Here is a 17389-nt window from a genome sequence, read left to right on the forward strand (position 1 = left end):
ATAAAAGCTTGGCGGCGTCCTACTCTCACAGGGGGAAACCCCCAACTACCATCGGCGCTGAAGAGCTTAACTTCCGTGTTCGGTATGGGAACGGGTGTGACCTCTTCGCTATCGCCACCAAACCTGATGGAGAGAATGTTCTCTCAAAACTAGATAACAATGTTCATGCTTCACATTAGAATATAGGTTAAGTCCTCGATCTATTAGTATCTGTCAGCTCCACGTGTCACCACGCTTCCACCTCAGACCTATCAACCTGATCATCTTTCAGGGATCTTACTTCCTTGCGGAATGGGAAATCTCATCTTGAGGGGGGCTTCATGCTTAGATGCTTTCAGCACTTATCCCGTCCGCACATAGCTACCCAGCGATGCCCTTGGCAGAACAACTGGTACACCAGCGGTGCGTCCATCCCGGTCCTCTCGTACTAAGGACAGCTCCTCTCAAATTTCCTGCGCCCGCGACGGATAGGGACCGAACTGTCTCACGACGTTCTGAACCCAGCTCGCGTACCGCTTTAATGGGCGAACAGCCCAACCCTTGGGACCGACTACAGCCCCAGGATGCGATGAGCCGACATCGAGGTGCCAAACCTCCCCGTCGATGTGGACTCTTGGGGGAGATAAGCCTGTTATCCCCGGGGTAGCTTTTATCCGTTGAGCGATGGCCCTTCCATGCGGAACCACCGGATCACTAAGCCCGACTTTCGTCCCTGCTCGACTTGTAGGTCTCGCAGTCAAGCTCCCTTGTGCCTTTACACTCTGCGAATGATTTCCAACCATTCTGAGGGAACCTTTGGGCGCCTCCGTTACATTTTAGGAGGCGACCGCCCCAGTCAAACTGCCCACCTGACACTGTCTCCCTGCCCGATAAGGGCAGCGGGTTAGAAGGTCAATACAGCCAGGGTAGTATCCCACCGATGCCTCCACCGAAGCTAGCGCTCCGGTTTCCAAGGCTCCTACCTATCCTGTACAAGCTGTACCAACATTCAATATCAGGCTGCAGTAAAGCTCCACGGGGTCTTTCCGTCCTGTCGCGGGTAACCTGCATCTTCACAGGTACTATAATTTCACCGAGTCTCTCGTTGAGACAGTGCCCAGATCGTTGCGCCTTTCGTGCGGGTCGGAACTTACCCGACAAGGAATTTCGCTACCTTAGGACCGTTATAGTTACGGCCGCCGTTTACTGGGGCTTCAATTCGCACCTTCGCTTACGCTAAGCGCTCCTCTTAACCTTCCAGCACCGGGCAGGCGTCAGCCCCTATACTTCGCCTTACGGCTTCGCAGAGACCTGTGTTTTTGCTAAACAGTCGCCTGGGCCTATTCACTGCGGCTTCTCGGGGCTTTAACACCCTAAGAAGCACCCCTTCTCCCGAAGTTACGGGGTCATTTTGCCGAGTTCCTTAACGAGAGTTCTCTCGATCACCTTAGGATTCTCTCCTCGCCTACCTGTGTCGGTTTGCGGTACGGGCACCTCTCACCTCGCTAGAGGCTTTTCTTGGCAGTGTGGAATCAGGAACTTCGCTACTAAATTTCGCTCGCCATCACAGCTCAGCCTTTACGGGAAACGGATTTGCCTATTTCCCAGCCTAACTGCTTGGACGCGGATATCCAATACCGCGCTTACCCTATCCTCCTGCGTCCCCCCATTGCTCAAATGGTGAGGAGGTGGTACAGGAATATCAACCTGTTGTCCATCGCCTACGCCTTTCGGCCTCGGCTTAGGTCCCGACTAACCCTGAGCGGACGAGCCTTCCTCAGGAAACCTTAGGCATTCGGTGGACGGGATTCTCACCCGTCTTTCGCTACTCATACCGGCATTCTCACTTCTAAGCGCTCCACCAGTCCTTCCGGTCTGGCTTCACAGCCCTTAGAACGCTCTCCTACCACTGTTCGTAAGAACAGTCCGCAGCTTCGGTGATACGTTTAGCCCCGGTACATTTTCGGCGCAGAGTCACTCGACCAGTGAGCTATTACGCACTCTTTAAATGGTGGCTGCTTCTAAGCCAACATCCTGGTTGTCTAAGCAACTCCACATCCTTTTCCACTTAACGTATACTTTGGGACCTTAGCTGGCGGTCTGGGCTGTTTCCCTTTCGACTACGGATCTTATCACTCGCAGTCTGACTCCCAAGGATAAGTCATCGGCATTCGGAGTTTGACTGAATTCGGTAACCCGGTAGGGGCCCCTAGTCCAATCAGTGCTCTACCTCCGAGACTCTTACCTTGAGGCTAGCCCTAAAGCTATTTCGGAGAGAACCAGCTATCTCCAGGTTCGATTGGCATTTCACCCCTACCCACACCTCATCCCCGCACTTTTCAACGTGCGTGGGTTCGGGCCTCCATTCAGTGTTACCTGAACTTCACCCTGGACATGGGTAGATCACCTGGTTTCGGGTCTACGACCACGTACTCATGCGCCCTATTCAGACTCGCTTTCGCTGCGGCTCCGCATCTTCTGCTTAACCTTGCACGGGATCGTAACTCGCCGGTTCATTCTACAAAAGGCACGCCATCACCCGTTAACGGGCTCTGACTACTTGTAGGCACACGGTTTCAGGATCTATTTCACTCCCCTTCCGGGGTGCTTTTCACCTTTCCCTCACGGTACTGGTTCACTATCGGTCACTAGGGAGTATTTAGCCTTGGGAGATGGTCCTCCCGGATTCCGACGGAATTTCACGTGTTCCGCCGTACTCAGGATCCACTCTGGAGAGAATAATATTTCAGTTACAGGGCTGTTACCTTCTTTGGCGGGCCTTTCCAGACCTCTTCGCTTATATCATTCCTTTGTAACTCCGTATAGAGTGTCCTACAACCCCAAGAGGCAAGCCTCTTGGTTTGGGCTGTTCCCGTTTCGCTCGCCGCTACTCAGGGAATCGCATTTGCTTTCTCTTCCTCCGGGTACTTAGATGTTTCAGTTCCCCGGGTATGCCTTCTCATACTCTATGTATTCAAGTATGGATACTACTCCATTACGAGCAGTGGGTTTCCCCATTCGGAAATCTCCGGATCAAAGCTTGCTTACAGCTCCCCGAAGCATATCGGTGTTCGTCCCGTCCTTCATCGGCTCCTAGTGCCAAGGCATCCACCGTGCGCCCTTTCTAACTTAACCATTTCTTACTTTAGAAAGAATCACTATGTGTGATGAACTTTGCATTGCATTCAATGTGAATGTATTACTTATTGTTATCTAGTTTTCAAAGAACACGTTGGTGGAGCCTAGCGGGATCGAACCGCTGACCTCCTGCGTGCAAGGCAGGCGCTCTCCCAGCTGAGCTAAGGCCCCGATTTAATAGAAGATGGTGGGCCTGAGTGGACTCGAACCACCGACCTCACGCTTATCAGGCGTGCGCTCTAACCAGCTGAGCTACAGGCCCATCTTTCATATCGAAGATATGATGTTGTAGGATCTTTTGCAAGTTCCTTCAAAACTAAACAAGACGAAAACGTACGCTGCTCCATATATCCTTAGAAAGGAGGTGATCCAGCCGCACCTTCCGATACGGCTACCTTGTTACGACTTCACCCCAATCATCTGCCCCACCTTCGGCGGCTGGCTCCATAAAGGTTACCTCACCGACTTCGGGTGTTGCAAACTCTCGTGGTGTGACGGGCGGTGTGTACAAGGCCCGGGAACGTATTCACCGCGGCATGCTGATCCGCGATTACTAGCGATTCCAGCTTCACGCAGTCGAGTTGCAGACTGCGATCCGAACTGAGAACAGATTTATGGGATTGGCTAAACCTTGCGGTCTTGCAGCCCTTTGTTCTGTCCATTGTAGCACGTGTGTAGCCCAGGTCATAAGGGGCATGATGATTTGACGTCATCCCCACCTTCCTCCGGTTTGTCACCGGCAGTCACCTTAGAGTGCCCAACTGAATGCTGGCAACTAAGATCAAGGGTTGCGCTCGTTGCGGGACTTAACCCAACATCTCACGACACGAGCTGACGACAACCATGCACCACCTGTCACTCTGTCCCCGAAGGGAAAGCCCTATCTCTAGGGTTGTCAGAGGATGTCAAGACCTGGTAAGGTTCTTCGCGTTGCTTCGAATTAAACCACATGCTCCACCGCTTGTGCGGGCCCCCGTCAATTCCTTTGAGTTTCAGTCTTGCGACCGTACTCCCCAGGCGGAGTGCTTAATGCGTTAGCTGCAGCACTAAGGGGCGGAAACCCCCTAACACTTAGCACTCATCGTTTACGGCGTGGACTACCAGGGTATCTAATCCTGTTCGCTCCCCACGCTTTCGCTCCTCAGCGTCAGTTACAGACCAGAGAGTCGCCTTCGCCACTGGTGTTCCTCCACATCTCTACGCATTTCACCGCTACACGTGGAATTCCACTCTCCTCTTCTGCACTCAAGTTTCCCAGTTTCCAATGACCCTCCCCGGTTGAGCCGGGGGCTTTCACATCAGACTTAAGAAACCGCCTGCGAGCCCTTTACGCCCAATAATTCCGGACAACGCTTGCCACCTACGTATTACCGCGGCTGCTGGCACGTAGTTAGCCGTGGCTTTCTGGTTAGGTACCGTCAAGGTGCGAGCAGTTACTCTCGCACTTGTTCTTCCCTAACAACAGAGCTTTACGATCCGAAAACCTTCATCACTCACGCGGCGTTGCTCCGTCAGACTTTCGTCCATTGCGGAAGATTCCCTACTGCTGCCTCCCGTAGGAGTCTGGGCCGTGTCTCAGTCCCAGTGTGGCCGATCACCCTCTCAGGTCGGCTACGCATCGTCGCCTTGGTGAGCCATTACCCCACCAACTAGCTAATGCGCCGCGGGTCCATCTGTAAGTGACAGCCGAAACCGTCTTTCATCCTTGAACCATGCGGTTCAAGGAACTATCCGGTATTAGCTCCGGTTTCCCGGAGTTATCCCAGTCTTACAGGCAGGTTACCCACGTGTTACTCACCCGTCCGCCGCTAACATCCGGGAGCAAGCTCCCTTCTGTCCGCTCGACTTGCATGTATTAGGCACGCCGCCAGCGTTCGTCCTGAGCCAGGATCAAACTCTCCGAAAAAGTACAAAACCGAAGTTTTGTTTTTCGTCAGCGTTTGACTGACTACCTATGAAGTATCATAGGATTTTTTTATAAAAACTCGAATTAACAGGTACGTTTTGTCTTGTTTAGTTTTCAAAGAACTTGTGTGTCACTCTCTCAAAGCGACCACTTAAATATATCATATATCTCTATCAACAGTCAACATTTTTCTTGAAAAACATTTTATTTTTTTAAGAAGTTTTCACTGTAAAAGAGATAAAAAATAGAGCCTCTTTTTGCTCCTTTGAAAGATTAACACATATCTATGAAAAAAGCATTAGAAATTTCAAAAAAACTCATGTTTTTTTAGAAAAAAATAAAGCCGGTGAAGAACCGGCTTTATTTTTACTCAGATTGCTCTTGATCTGACTCTATAGTTTCTACGTTTTCTTCACTATTCTCTTCATCATCTTCTTGTGATTGTTCAACTAACGCCACTGTAGCCACATGTTCTTCATCACCAAGACGAATCAGGCGGACACCTTGAGTGACTCGACCTGTTGTCGAAATGTCTGAAACGGCCATACGAATGATCACGCCGCTTCCTGTAATAATCATCAAGTCCTCTTCAGCTTCAGCATTCGTCGCCTTCACTGCGACAAGCGGACCATTGTTGTCCGTGATTTTACATGTTTTAAGACCTTTACCGCCCCGACTTTGAACACGGTATTCTTTTTCAGGGGTTAATTTACCGTACCCTTTCTCGGTTACGATCAATACGTTTGCATCTGGCTCAAGGATTTCCATACCGACAACGATGTCATCCTCAGAAAGCGTAATTCCTTTCACGCCGGCTGCAGTACGTCCCATTTCACGAACGTCTGTCTCGTCAAAACGAATCAGCATACCCTTTTTCGTTCCAATGATGATTTGTTTTTCTCCATTGGTTAAACGGACAGCCATCAGTTCATCTTCGTCACGAAGACTTAGAGCGATAAGTCCATTGTTTCGAATGTTGGCAAACTGAGACAATGATGTTCGTTTTGATACACCGTGTCTTGTTGTAAAGAAGAGATACGAATCTTCATCAAATTCGCTTACTGGAATAATGGCATTAATCCACTCTCCCTTTTCTACTTCAAGCAGGTTAATAATCGGAATCCCTTTCGCCGTCCGTCCGAATTCAGGAATTTCATATCCCTTCGCACGATAGACCTTCCCTTTATTAGAGAAGAAGAGAATCGTATCATGGGTAGATGTTGAAATCAGCTGTTCTACGAAATCATCCTCATTGGTTCCCATGCCCTGAACACCTTTACCGCCTCTTTTTTGGCTGCGGTATGTTGATGCAGGCAGACGCTTGATATAACCATTATGAGTCAGCGTAATCACGATGTTCTCAACAGGGATCAAATCTTCATCTTCAATTGTTTCAATACCTGCCGTCACAATTTCAGTACGGCGTGTATCATTGAAGCGCTCTTTGATTTCTGTTAATTCTTCTCTAATGATTTCAAGAACTTTCTCATTGTCTGCTAAAATGGCTTTCAACTCAGCAATCAAATCAACAAGTCCTTTATATTCTTCTTCTATCTTTTCTCTTTCCAATCCAGTTAAGCGCTGAAGACGCATATCAAGAATGGCCTGTGCTTGTTTTTCGGACAAGCTATAGTTCTCCATTAAGCCATTTCTCGCGATTTCAGCAGTTTGAGAGCTTCTAATTAATGAAATGACTTCATCTAAGTGGTCAAGAGCGATTCTTAAACCTTCTAGAATATGAGCTCTTGCTTCAGCTTTACGAAGTTCATATGCTGTTCTTCTGCGAATGATCACTTTTTGATGCTCTAGATAATATTCAAGACATTGTTTGAGGGACAAGACTTTCGGCTGTCCATCGACAAGTGCCAATAAGTTGATTCCAAATGATGTTTGGAGTGTCGTTTGTTTATAAAGATTGTTTAATAGAACGTGGGCGTTCGCGTCTCTTCGCAGTTCAATTACAATCCGCATTCCATTACGATCAGACTCGTCACGCAGATCTGTAATGCCATCGATCTTTTTATCACGCACAAGATCAGCGATTTTTTCGATCAAACGGGCTTTGTTGACCTGATATGGAATTTCATTGATGACAATCCGCTGCTTACCGCTGGATGTTTCTTCAATGATAGACTTTGCACGTAATGTAATAGAGCCACGGCCTGTTTCATATGCTTTACGGATTCCGCTTCGACCAATGATTTGTCCCGCAGTTGGGAAGTCTGGTCCTGGAATGATCTCCATTAGTTCCTGTGTTGTCATTTCTGGGTCTTGACTAATCGCCAGCACCCCATCAATCACTTCACCTAGTTGGTGAGGCGGAATGTTGGTTGCCATCCCTACAGCGATACCTGTTGCCCCGTTGACTAATAAGTTCGGGAATCGAGCAGGCATAACGATTGGTTCTCTTTCACTGCCATCGTAGTTATCTTGATAATCAATCGTATCCTTGGTGATATCACGCAGGATCTCCATTGAGATTTTTGATAGACGCGCCTCAGTATAACGCATCGCTGCTGCACTGTCTCCATCGACAGAACCAAAGTTCCCGTGTCCTTCAACTAGCATATTTCGATAGTTGAAGTCTTGCGCCATACGAACCATCGCTTCGTATACAGCGCTGTCACCGTGAGGGTGGTACTTACCGATAACTTCCCCAACGATACGTGCAGATTTCTTAAATGGTTTATCACTTGTCATACCTAGGTCATTCATCGCATACAAAATTCTTCGATGCACGGGCTTCAATCCGTCTCGCACATCTGGTAATGCACGCGAAACAATAACACTCATTGCATAATCTAAAAAGGACGTACGCATTTCTTGACTAATATTCACTTCACGTACATTTGGTGTATGTTGTTCACTCACTATAAGAACCTCCCTTTACGTATCACATGAAATAAATTATGTGGGAGTAAAATATGTATTTATCTTCACAAGACTATTCTCCATTATATCAATAATCTCGGCTTTATACACATTAATTTACTAGAAAATCAACGAAAACACGGAAAACCAGGACATTCGTTTCACACCCCTGTTTCTTGAAAAACAACCTTATTCCAAACAAGAAATAAGGTTGTTCTCAGGAGGGATTCATCTAAATATCAAGGTTTTTCACGTATTGTGCATTTTCTTCGATAAAGTTCCGTCTCGGCTCTACTTTATCTCCCATCAGCATTTCAAATGTCTCATCAGCATCGATCGCATCCTCAAGTGTGACTTGAAGAAGTGTTCTCGCATCAGGGTCCATTGTTGTTTCCCAAAGCTGAGTAGCATTCATCTCTCCAAGACCTTTATAACGCTGGAGTCCAGGCTTTGGTGTTTGAGGTAGTGATTTTAACAGCTCATCCAGCTGTTTATCGTTATACACGTACTCCACACGTTTTCCTTGCTGCACTTTATATAAAGGCGGCTGTGCAATATACACATAACCGTTTTCAATGATTTGACGCATGTAACGATAGAAGAAGGTTAAGAGAAGCGTTCGGATATGCGCTCCATCTACATCGGCATCTGTCATGATCACAACTTTGTGATAGCGTGCTTTCTCTAAAGTGAAGTCTTCTCCGATTCCAGTTCCTAACGCTGTAATCATTGCACGAACTTCGTTGTTCGATAAAATTTTATCTAGACGAGCTTTTTCTACGTTTAGGATCTTCCCTCTTAACGGTAAGATCGCTTGGAAGTGACGATCACGGCCTTGCTTAGCAGATCCGCCCGCAGAATCTCCCTCTACAATATAGAGCTCAGAGATGGAAGGATCTTTAGAAGAACAGTCCGCCAGTTTCCCAGGTAAGCTGGAGACTTCCAGCGCACTTTTACGTCTTGTCAGCTCACGAGCCTTTTTGGCAGCCATTCTTGCACGAGCCGCCATCAGTCCCTTTTCCACAATTTTTTTCGCAGAATCAGGATTTTCAAGCAAGAATTTCTCAAGTGCTTCTGAGAAAAGGGAGTCTGTGATGGTTCTCGCTTCTGAGTTCCCAAGCTTTGTCTTCGTTTGCCCTTCGAATTGAGGGTCTGGATGTTTGATGGAGATAATGGCTGTTAAGCCTTCTCGCACATCTTCACCACTTAAATTCGCATCCCCATCTTTGAATACGCCGTTTTTACGAGCATAATCATTGATGACACGCGTTAGACCAGTTTTAAAGCCAGCTTCGTGTGTTCCGCCTTCATACGTGTTGATATTGTTGGCGAAGGAATAGATATTACTTGTATAAGAATCGTTGTATTGTAATGCCACTTCAACCGTAATTCCGTCTTTCTCACCTTCGATGTACACAGGTTCTTCATGAACAACTTCTTTTGAGCGGTTTAAATGTTCTACATAGCTCTTAATACCGCCTTCGTAGCAGTATTCATTTTTACGCTCTTTGCCTTCACGTAAGTCTTCAATAATGATGTTTACACCTTTTGTTAAGAAAGCTAACTCACGCACACGGTTGGCAAGTGTATCGTAATCAAATTCAATGGTTTCATTGAAAATTTCTGGGTCTGGCACAAAGTGAGTGGTTGTCCCGGTTACATCTGTTTCACCAATAACCTCTAAATCTCCCACTGGAACTCCGCGTTTGAACTGCTGATAATGAATTTTTCCGTCACGGTATACGGTCACGTCTAAGGTAGTAGATAATGCATTTACAACAGATGCCCCTACACCATGCAGACCGCCAGATACTTTATAACCGCTCCCGTCAAATTTACCGCCAGCGTGAAGAACAGTCATAATGACCTCTACAGCAGGACGCCCCATTTTCTCATGAATTCCAACAGGAATCCCGCGGCCATTATCTTTTACTGTAATGCTATTATCTTTTTCAATTTGCACTGTAATGTCTGTACAATAACCAGCTAATGCCTCATCAATACTGTTGTCGACAATTTCCCATACAAGATGGTGAAGTCCTTTTGCATTGGTTGACCCAATGTACATTCCTGGACGTTTTCTAACAGCTTCTAGTCCTTCGAGCACCTGTATCTGATTTTCATCATAACTATTATGTTGCTGTTCCATTGCCACGTACATTCACCTACACTTTTCTTAAACGATATATTTATATGAATTGAGTTTTTAGACTTCAATTTCAACCACAAACGAAGCACGTTTTTTGAGCGTGCTTGAGGAAAGAGGAGAGTAATAAACAGATTCAGTTGTGACGACAATGGATTTGGGTGTCCCTTGTGATAACGAAATGATATGTTTCTCTTGTTTTTGTAGAAATTCTTCTACAACAGAAGACGACCTCATTTTGTAATCAACAATTGCGACAATCTCTCGTGTAGAAACAACACAATCATCACCTAAATGAATATACAAGACTCACACCTCATTTATCAGTCAATTACTTTTCCACTGGCTACTCTGAAAATTTCCGCTTCTTTCAGGGTGGCGTGATCAATGCCTTCAACACTTGTTGTAGTGACGAAGGTCTGTACACGACCTTGAATGGTATGGAGCAAATGAGACTGTCTGTAATCATCAAGTTCAGATAACACATCATCAAGTAGAAGAATGGGATATTCTCCGATTTCTTCATGTATCAGATCAATTTCTGCCAGCTTTAGTGAAAGAGCTGTTGTTCTTTGCTGCCCTTGAGAGCCATATGTCTGAACATCCCGACCATTCACAAAGAAAAGCAGGTCATCTCTGTGAGGTCCCCACAGTGTCACCCCTCGGTCTATTTCTCTGTCTCTTAGTTTCTGAAACGATTCTTCATAGCTATTCTTTATTTTCGACAAGTCTGACGCTTCTGATACCTCTATTGCCGTCTGGTATTGGAGCGTGAGTGTTTCTAGCTCTCTAGAAATCCCAAAATGCAGCGGCTGGGCCCATTTTTCGAGCTGTTTCGTAAAAGTCAGTCGTCTTTTGACAACTTTCGCTGCCGCATCAATCAACTGCTCTGTTAAAACCTCCAGCATCGCTTGATCTGTTTGCTTTCTTGTCTGCAATTGTTTCAAGTAATGATTCCGCTGAGAGAGGATTTTTTGATAGAGCGATAAATCATGCAAGTAGACAGCAGAAACTTGTCCAATCTCCATGTCGAGGAATCTTCTGCGGATTTGCGGGCTGCCCTTCACAAGACTTAAGTCCTCTGGCGCAAACATGATGGTGTTTAACGCACCAACATAATGACTGAGCTTCTGTTGTTCAATGTGATTGACCTTGCCCTTTTTCCCTTTTTTTGAAATCACGAGCTGCATTGGGAGTGGACCATTTTTTTTAATGACTCTACCTTCTATTTTAGCATAGTCTTGGTCCCATCGGATAAGTTCTTTATCATTTGACGTACGATGAGACTTTGCCATCGACAATACATAGATCGCTTCCATCAAGTTCGTTTTACCTTGGGCATTCTCACCGATCATGACATTCACCTTATTGTCGAATTGAAGCTCGGTGTGTTCATAATTTCGGTATGAAGTTAACGCCAGACTTTGAATGTACATGTATTGTCACCCGTTTCTAATTCACAACTTGAAATGCGCCGTAACCTTCAATCTCGACAACATCTCCCGGGTACAGTTTGCGTCCCCGTCTATTATCTGGCTCTTGATTAATGAACACCTCATGTTCACTTAAAAACCATTTCGCCATTCCGCCAGATTGGATGACTTCGGCTAATTTCAAAAACTGCCCTAATGTAATCATTTCCGTTTCAATGGTTATAAGATTAGGCATTGTATCGACCTCTTTCAATATCACTAATATCTAATTGTACTAAAAAACAAGACAAGAAGGAAAGGGGGAAAGCGAACTGGGATGAAAGAAAGCATGGAAAACGAGAAGAAAAGCTGCTGTGCACTCACACAGCAGCCATTTTAGATTGAATTAATACGTTCTTACCGGAAGAATCAATTGCAAGATAGAATCATCATTCGGCGTACGCAGCAGGAATGGTCTCATTGCACCAGTGAAGCTTACATGAATATCTGTTCCCTCTAATACTTTTAACGCATCCAGCATATATTTTGGACTGAAGGAGATTTTAAGATCTTCCCCTTTAATCTCATCTGCTTGAACCGTCTCCACCACTTTACCGATCTCAGGTGAATTAGAAGAGATTTCAAGGCTTTGTTCAGGATCAGCTGACAGTTTTACGACATTATTACGTCCTTCTCTTGCCAAAAGTGATGCACGATCAATGGCTTGAAGGAACTCTTTCGTGTTGACTACGACATCCGTTTTACTTTCTTGCGGGATCAGACGAGCTGTATCTGGATAATTACCATCCAGTAATCTTGAGAAGAACAGGACGTTTTGTGCTTTAAAAAGAACTTGTGTTTCTGTAATCACGATGCTCACAAGATCTTGTCCATCATCAAGAATTTTACTTAGCTCTGTTAAACTCTTCCCTGGAATCACGACATTATACGAACTTTCCTCGTTAATATCTAACTTCGCTTTTCTTAAAGCAAGACGGTGGCTATCCGTCGCCGTGCATATTAATTCACCTTTTTCGACCTTCCAGTTTACACCTGTCAAGATAGGCCGTGTTTCTGAGGTGGACACTGCAAAAACAGTTTGACGAATTAAATTTTTAAGCAGATCTGTCGGAATTTGAAATGCATGATGCTCTTCAATTTGTGGAAGATGCGGATATTCTTCAGCATCTAAGCCGTTTAGGTTAAATTCCGCTGAACCAGAGCGGATGATAGTCAGGTGATTTTGTTCTACTTCAATTTCAACAGTAGCCATAGGCAGTTTCTTTACAATTTCACTAAAGAAGCGGGCTTGAAGCACAATACTTCCCGGACGATCAATGGTGATAACCTCTAAATCTCCATCTCTTTGAGGGATGAAAGATTCAATTGAGATATCAGAATCGCTTCCTGTTAGAGAAACCCCTTCATCAGACGCAACAATTTTAATCCCTGTCAAAATAGGAATCGTTGTTCTAGAGGATACGGCCTTTAATACATCTTGGACACTTTGGACAAGACGATCTTTTTGAATCGTGAATTTCATAGTGGTCCTCCTAAATTTTCTTAATGACATGTATATATATTTTATTAATAAAAATCGTAGAAGTAATAGTAGGGCTTGTGAATATGTGGATAAGTCCAGAAAAAGAAAGGAAAGACAGCCTATCCACATGTGGACAGACTGTGTATGACTATGCTCTAGTTATTCACATTTTCCCGTACCTATTATATCAGCTTGGTTATTTTAATTGTTCTTTGATCTCTTTGACATGCTGCTGAAGCTGTTCATCTTCAACGATTAATTTCGAAATCTTCTCATGAGCATGAATGACAGTCGTATGATCACGACCGCCAAATTCTTCTCCGATTTTAGGCAGAGAGGAATCGGTCATTTCTCTAGAGAGGTACATGGCAATTTGTCTTGGATAAGCAACTGACTTCGTACGTTTCTTCGCCTTGAAATCCTCTAATCGAATATTAAATTGCTGACCTACAATTCTTTGAATATCTTTAATTGTAATGACCTTTGGCTTCGATGAAGGAATGATGTCCTTTAGCGCCTCAGCTGCTAGATCTGCATTAATGTCTTTATTAATTAAAGATGAGTAAGCAACGACACGAATCAAAGCACCCTCCAGCTCACGAATGTTGCTGTCGATTTGATTGGCAATGTACAGCATGACTTCATTTGGAATGTCTAAGCCTTCTGCCTTTGCTTTTTTTCGCAAGATCGCGATACGCGTTTCTAAATCTGGCGGGGTAATGTCTGTAATTAAGCCCCATTCAAATCGAGAGCGTAATCTGTCTTCAAGTGTCGGAATTTCTTTCGGAGGCCGGTCACTAGAAATGACGATTTGCTTACTTTCTTCGTGAAGTGTGTTGAATGTATGGAAAAACTCTTCTTGTGTTTGTTCTTTTCCTGCTAAAAATTGAATATCATCTATCAAAAGCACATCTACATTCCGATAGCGGTTACGGAAGTCGACAGCTTTGTTATCTCGGATTGAGTTGATAAATTCATTAGTAAATTTTTCAGATGATAGATAGACCACTTTCGCTGATGGATTATGGTCGATCACGTAATGACCAATCGCATGCATCAAGTGAGTCTTTCCTAAACCAACGCCCCCATAAATAAAAAGCGGGTTATATGCTTTTGCTGGTGCTTCCGCGACTGCAAGTGAAGCGGCATGAGCAAAACGGTTGCCTGAACCAATAACAAAAGTATCAAATGTATATTTTGGATTCAGCATATTTTGTGGAATGTCAACGGGCTCTTCTTTAGACATTTTTTTGATAGGAGACTTTGGCATGGCTTCCTCTTCGTCCTGATTTTGAGGAATAATAAATTTAATGCTGAGCTCTTCACCTGTTAGTTCATAGATGGTATCAGCAATTAAGTGAAGATATCTTGACTCGAGCCAATCTCTAGCAAATTCATTAGGTGCCGTAATTGTAAGCGTATCTCCCTGAAGAGAATGGGCTTTTGTCGATTTCATCCATGTCTCAAAACTGGGTTTGCTTAATTTTGTCTCTATTTTTTGAAGTGCTTTATTCCACAGATCCAAAATATTTTCCATAAGGCTTCTCCCCCCTCCTTTTCTTTTTAAAATGACCAGTATCAAACTGTTATAGAACACGAAAAAGAGCAAATGGTCATCACCATTCGTGCACATACATTGTTGAAAACAATTAATATAGTAGAAAAACGTCTTTTCGACAAATTACACAAGCTGTGGATAAACAATTCAACAGGCTGTGTAATAACTTTCCACAGGTTATCCACAAATTGTGGATAATATAAATGGGCCAGATAACTAATTAAGAGTTAAAACACAAATATAATATCAAAATAAACAAGATGGTGCAATGGGTGTCACAAACTTATCCACACACTTTACAGCCTGTTGAAAAATAATTATCCACATCGGTTATTTGTGTGAAAAAAATGTCGATAATGGATGTGGATAGTCTAAATATGCCGGAAAAATATCCACATCCATGTTTTGAAGGTCTTTTAGGAGGAAAAAAAGAATAAAATGCTGGAAACTGAAAAAGAAGGTTTCTTCGTTTAATAAATTATGTTATGCTAATAAGGTTGATAATAAGAGTTTTATCATTGATATTGACAATCGATGGGTTACACAAATATAATGAGTTAGACTGTCTTAAACAGCTATTCCTCAGGGAGGTGTCATAAATGAAAAGAACGTTTCAACCAAATAACCGTAAGCGTAGTAAAGTTCATGGCTTCCGCAGCCGTATGAGTACTAAAAACGGACGTCTAGTTTTAAAGCGACGCCGCAGCAAAGGTAGAAAAAAATTATCAGCTTAGGCCACTGAATAATGTCAGTGGTCTTTTTTACATAAAATCGTAAATGAACTGTCAGTTTTTATCGGAGTGGAAGAAAACATGAAGAAGCGAAACAGGCTAAAAAAAAATGAAGAGTTTCAAAAGGTGTTCAAAAAAGGTCAATCAATGGCGAATCGCCAATTCGTTATTTACCAGCTGGATCAACCAAATCAAGATGAACTGCGTTTAGGATTGTCTGTCAGTAAGAAGATTGGTAATGCAGTGATAAGAAATCGAATTAAACGACTGATCCGTCAGGTGTTTTTAGAGGAAGGTCATAAGTTAAAGCAAGAAAAAGACTACATTGTCATTGCACGAAAACCAGCGAGTGAATTGACCTTTGAAGAAACAAAGAAGTCTCTCCAACATTTATTTAGAAAATCCGCTGTTTATCAACAACAACCGAAAAAGTCTTCGTAATAGAAACTTTCGTTGAATCAATTTTTAAAAGCGCTTCCTTCATCTAGTGAATTAAAATGAAACCACCACTTTGCAAAGAAAAAATGTTACCATACTGAATAGGTGAGTCACTTTCGTAATCAATTCCAACTTAAATAAAGTTTGAAGTAATGGGAGGAATCTTGTTGAAAAGGCGATTATTACTAATATTTAGCTTGATTGGCGTATTGGTTCTATTGGCAGGATGTACACAGATCAATGAACCAATTACATCAGATAGTAAGGGATTCTGGAATTCTTATATTGTTTACCCGCTATCTCAATTAATCACGTATATGGCAAACTTAACTGGTGAGAACTATGGTGTAGCGATTATTATTGTGACACTGTTAATTCGCTTGCTTATTTTACCATTAATGATTAAACAGTTAAGAAGTACAAAAGCGATGCAAGCATTACAGCCTGAATTGAAAAAGCTTCGTGAAAAATATAGCTCTAAAGATCAAAAAACACAGCAGCAGCTACAGCAAGAAACAATGGCCCTTTTTCAAAAAAATGGCGTCAATCCATTAGCAGGCTGTTTCCCGATTTTAATTCAGATGCCAATCCTCATTGGTTTCTATCATGCAATTATGAGAACAGCAGAAATTAAAAAGCATACATTCTTATGGTTTGACTTAGGCAGCCCAGATCCATTGTTCCTATTACCGATTATTGCGGGTGTAGCTACTTTCATTCAGCAAAAGCTGATGATGGCTGGAAATCCTTCGGACAACCCTCAAATGGCTATCATGCTATGGGTGATGCCGATTATGATCATTGTGTTTGCGATTAGTTTCCCAGCAGCACTTTCATTGTATTGGGTTGTAGGTAACATCTTCATGATCATTCAAACATTGGTGATTAAAACGCCTCAAGTAAAAGTTGATACAAAAGAAAAAGCAGGCGGGAATAAAAAATGAAGGAAATAACTGCTGTCGGTCGCACAATCGAAGAAGCAGTAGATTCCGGACTTAAACAAATTCAGCTACTAAAAGAAGAAGTAGAAATCACAATAGTAGATGAAGGAAATAAAGGGTTTTTAGGATTATTTGGTAAAAGACAAGCTGTGGTCAAGTTAGTAAAAAAGATAAATGCACTTAAATTAGCTACACAGTATTTAGATAAAATTGTTAAAACGATTGATCCTAAAGCAAAGATTATTTCCAAACAGGAACCGAAAAAGATTTCTTTTCACATTGATGGAGATAAAACGTCATTAATGATTGGAAAAAGAGGACAAACATTGTACTCTTTAGAAACGTTGGTACAGTTAGTGTTTAATCGTTATTCTGATCAGTATCATCATATAACAATTGATATTGGCGATTATAGGAAGAAACGACAAGAAGCACTTGAACAATATGCCGTCAAGACAGCAAAACGGGTTTTAAAAACGAAGAGAAAGGTTCATTTAGAACCTATGCCTTCGAATGAGCGAAAAATTGTTCATGATGCGATTGCTGCATTCTCTAAAGAACTTGCAACGGCATCTGAAGATACAGGCAGCAAGCGTCATGTTGTGGTGCTGTATAAAAAATAGCAGAAAGACTAAGATTCAGCAAAGCTGGATTTTAGTCTTTTTTTATTGAAAAATTGCTTTTTATAGAGGATTCATCCTTTATTTCTAAAAAATGAGTGTGTGA

General features: G+C 43.2%; 11 protein-coding genes, 2 tRNA genes and 3 rRNA genes. 4 read left to right on the top strand and 12 right to left on the bottom strand.

Features of this window, described 5'->3' with window-relative positions; genetic code table 11:
* Nucleotides 1–6: 6 nt before the first annotated feature.
* From rrf to dnaA, 12 genes are all read right to left on the bottom strand, one after another.
* Nucleotides 7–122: ribosomal RNA gene (gene rrf / locus JVX94_RS14615) — 5S ribosomal RNA — on the bottom strand.
* A 61-nt stretch (nt 123–183) separates the two neighbouring features.
* A 23S ribosomal RNA gene (locus JVX94_RS14620) occupies nt 184–3114 on the bottom strand.
* A gap of 98 nt (nt 3115–3212) precedes the next feature.
* Nucleotides 3213–3288: transfer RNA gene (locus tag JVX94_RS14625), tRNA-Ala, on the bottom strand.
* 14 nt (nt 3289–3302) lie between these two features.
* A tRNA-Ile gene (locus JVX94_RS14630) sits at nt 3303–3379 on the bottom strand.
* Between the two features lie 95 nt (nt 3380–3474).
* Nucleotides 3475–5023, bottom strand: a 16S ribosomal RNA gene (locus JVX94_RS14635).
* The 16S, 23S and 5S rRNA genes sit together here with 2 tRNA genes alongside, the layout of an rRNA operon.
* A 366-nt stretch (nt 5024–5389) precedes the next feature.
* Nucleotides 5390–7894 (bottom strand): DNA gyrase subunit A, encoded by a 2505-nt coding sequence (gyrA, locus tag JVX94_RS14640; protein WP_095410045.1) that lies wholly within the window; start codon nt 7892–7894, stop codon nt 5390–5392.
* Between the two features lie 232 nt (nt 7895–8126).
* Nucleotides 8127–10043 carry a DNA topoisomerase (ATP-hydrolyzing) subunit B gene (gene gyrB / locus JVX94_RS14645; RefSeq protein WP_048238341.1) on the bottom strand — a complete coding sequence of 639 codons (1917 nt, stop codon included), beginning with the start codon at nt 10041–10043 and terminating at the stop codon, nt 8127–8129.
* A 57-nt stretch (nt 10044–10100) separates the two neighbouring features.
* Nucleotides 10101–10346: an extracellular matrix regulator RemB gene (gene remB, locus JVX94_RS14650; RefSeq protein ID WP_056766786.1), complete on the bottom strand. Its 246-nt coding sequence runs from the start codon at nt 10344–10346 to the stop codon at nt 10101–10103.
* A 17-nt stretch (nt 10347–10363) separates the two neighbouring features.
* Entirely contained in the window at nt 10364–11476 is a 1113-nt protein-coding gene (gene recF / locus JVX94_RS14655) for a DNA replication/repair protein RecF (protein ID WP_061406450.1), read from the bottom strand.
* A gap of 16 nt (nt 11477–11492) precedes the next feature.
* Entirely contained in the window at nt 11493–11708 is a 216-nt protein-coding gene (gene yaaA, locus JVX94_RS14660; protein WP_048238335.1) for a S4 domain-containing protein YaaA, read from the bottom strand.
* 150 nt (nt 11709–11858) lie between these two features.
* On the bottom strand, nt 11859–12995 hold the full coding sequence (gene dnaN / locus JVX94_RS14665) for a DNA polymerase III subunit beta (RefSeq protein ID WP_048238334.1): 1137 nt from the start codon (nt 12993–12995) through the stop codon (nt 11859–11861).
* 196 nt (nt 12996–13191) lie between these two features.
* Complete coding sequence (dnaA, locus tag JVX94_RS14670) at nt 13192–14532, bottom strand: chromosomal replication initiator protein DnaA (RefSeq protein ID WP_024424073.1); 1341 nt, start codon at nt 14530–14532, stop codon at nt 13192–13194.
* A 620-nt stretch (nt 14533–15152) separates the two neighbouring features.
* Between dnaA and rpmH the strand changes: the two genes are divergently transcribed.
* The 4 genes from rpmH (at nt 15153) to jag (ending at nt 17286) form a co-directional block, all read left to right on the top strand.
* Complete coding sequence (rpmH, locus tag JVX94_RS14675; protein WP_073208224.1) at nt 15153–15287, top strand: 50S ribosomal protein L34; 135 nt, start codon at nt 15153–15155, stop codon at nt 15285–15287.
* A 78-nt stretch (nt 15288–15365) separates the two neighbouring features.
* Nucleotides 15366–15725 carry a ribonuclease P protein component gene (gene rnpA, locus JVX94_RS14680; protein WP_008360906.1) on the top strand — a complete coding sequence of 120 codons (360 nt, stop codon included), beginning with the start codon at nt 15366–15368 and terminating at the stop codon, nt 15723–15725.
* Between the two features lie 158 nt (nt 15726–15883).
* Nucleotides 15884–16666 (top strand): YidC family membrane integrase SpoIIIJ, encoded by a 783-nt coding sequence (gene spoIIIJ, locus JVX94_RS14685; RefSeq protein ID WP_089374159.1) that lies wholly within the window; start codon nt 15884–15886, stop codon nt 16664–16666.
* Nucleotides 16663–17286: an RNA-binding cell elongation regulator Jag/EloR gene (gene jag / locus JVX94_RS14690; RefSeq protein ID WP_205183578.1), complete on the top strand. Its 624-nt coding sequence runs from the start codon at nt 16663–16665 to the stop codon at nt 17284–17286. The genes spoIIIJ and jag overlap by 4 nt, the downstream gene beginning before the upstream one ends.
* The last annotated feature ends 103 nt before the right edge of the window (nt 17287–17389 follow it).

The sequence above is a fragment of the Bacillus sp. PDNC022 genome (assembly GCF_016919285.1).
Classification (GTDB): domain Bacteria; phylum Bacillota; class Bacilli; order Bacillales; family Bacillaceae; genus Bacillus; species Bacillus safensis.

What these genes read in the sequence shown, in the direction of transcription:
- yaaA (WP_048238335.1), bottom strand. Translation starts at nt 11,708, where the DNA reads ATGCCTAATCTTATAACCATTGAAACGGAAATGATTACATTAGGGCAG.
- recF (WP_061406450.1), bottom strand. Translation starts at nt 11,476, where the DNA reads ATGTACATTCAAAGTCTGGCGTTAACTTCATACCGAAATTATGAACAC.
- rpmH (WP_073208224.1), top strand. Translation starts at nt 15,153, where the DNA reads ATGAAAAGAACGTTTCAACCAAATAACCGTAAGCGTAGTAAAGTTCAT.
- dnaA (WP_024424073.1), bottom strand. Translation starts at nt 14,532, where the DNA reads ATGGAAAATATTTTGGATCTGTGGAATAAAGCACTTCAAAAAATAGAG.
- rnpA (WP_008360906.1), top strand. Translation starts at nt 15,366, where the DNA reads ATGAAGAAGCGAAACAGGCTAAAAAAAAATGAAGAGTTTCAAAAGGTG.
- gyrB (WP_048238341.1), bottom strand. Translation starts at nt 10,043, where the DNA reads ATGGAACAGCAACATAATAGTTATGATGAAAATCAGATACAGGTGCTC.
- dnaN (WP_048238334.1), bottom strand. Translation starts at nt 12,995, where the DNA reads ATGAAATTCACGATTCAAAAAGATCGTCTTGTCCAAAGTGTCCAAGAT.
- jag (WP_205183578.1), top strand. Translation starts at nt 16,663, where the DNA reads ATGAAGGAAATAACTGCTGTCGGTCGCACAATCGAAGAAGCAGTAGAT.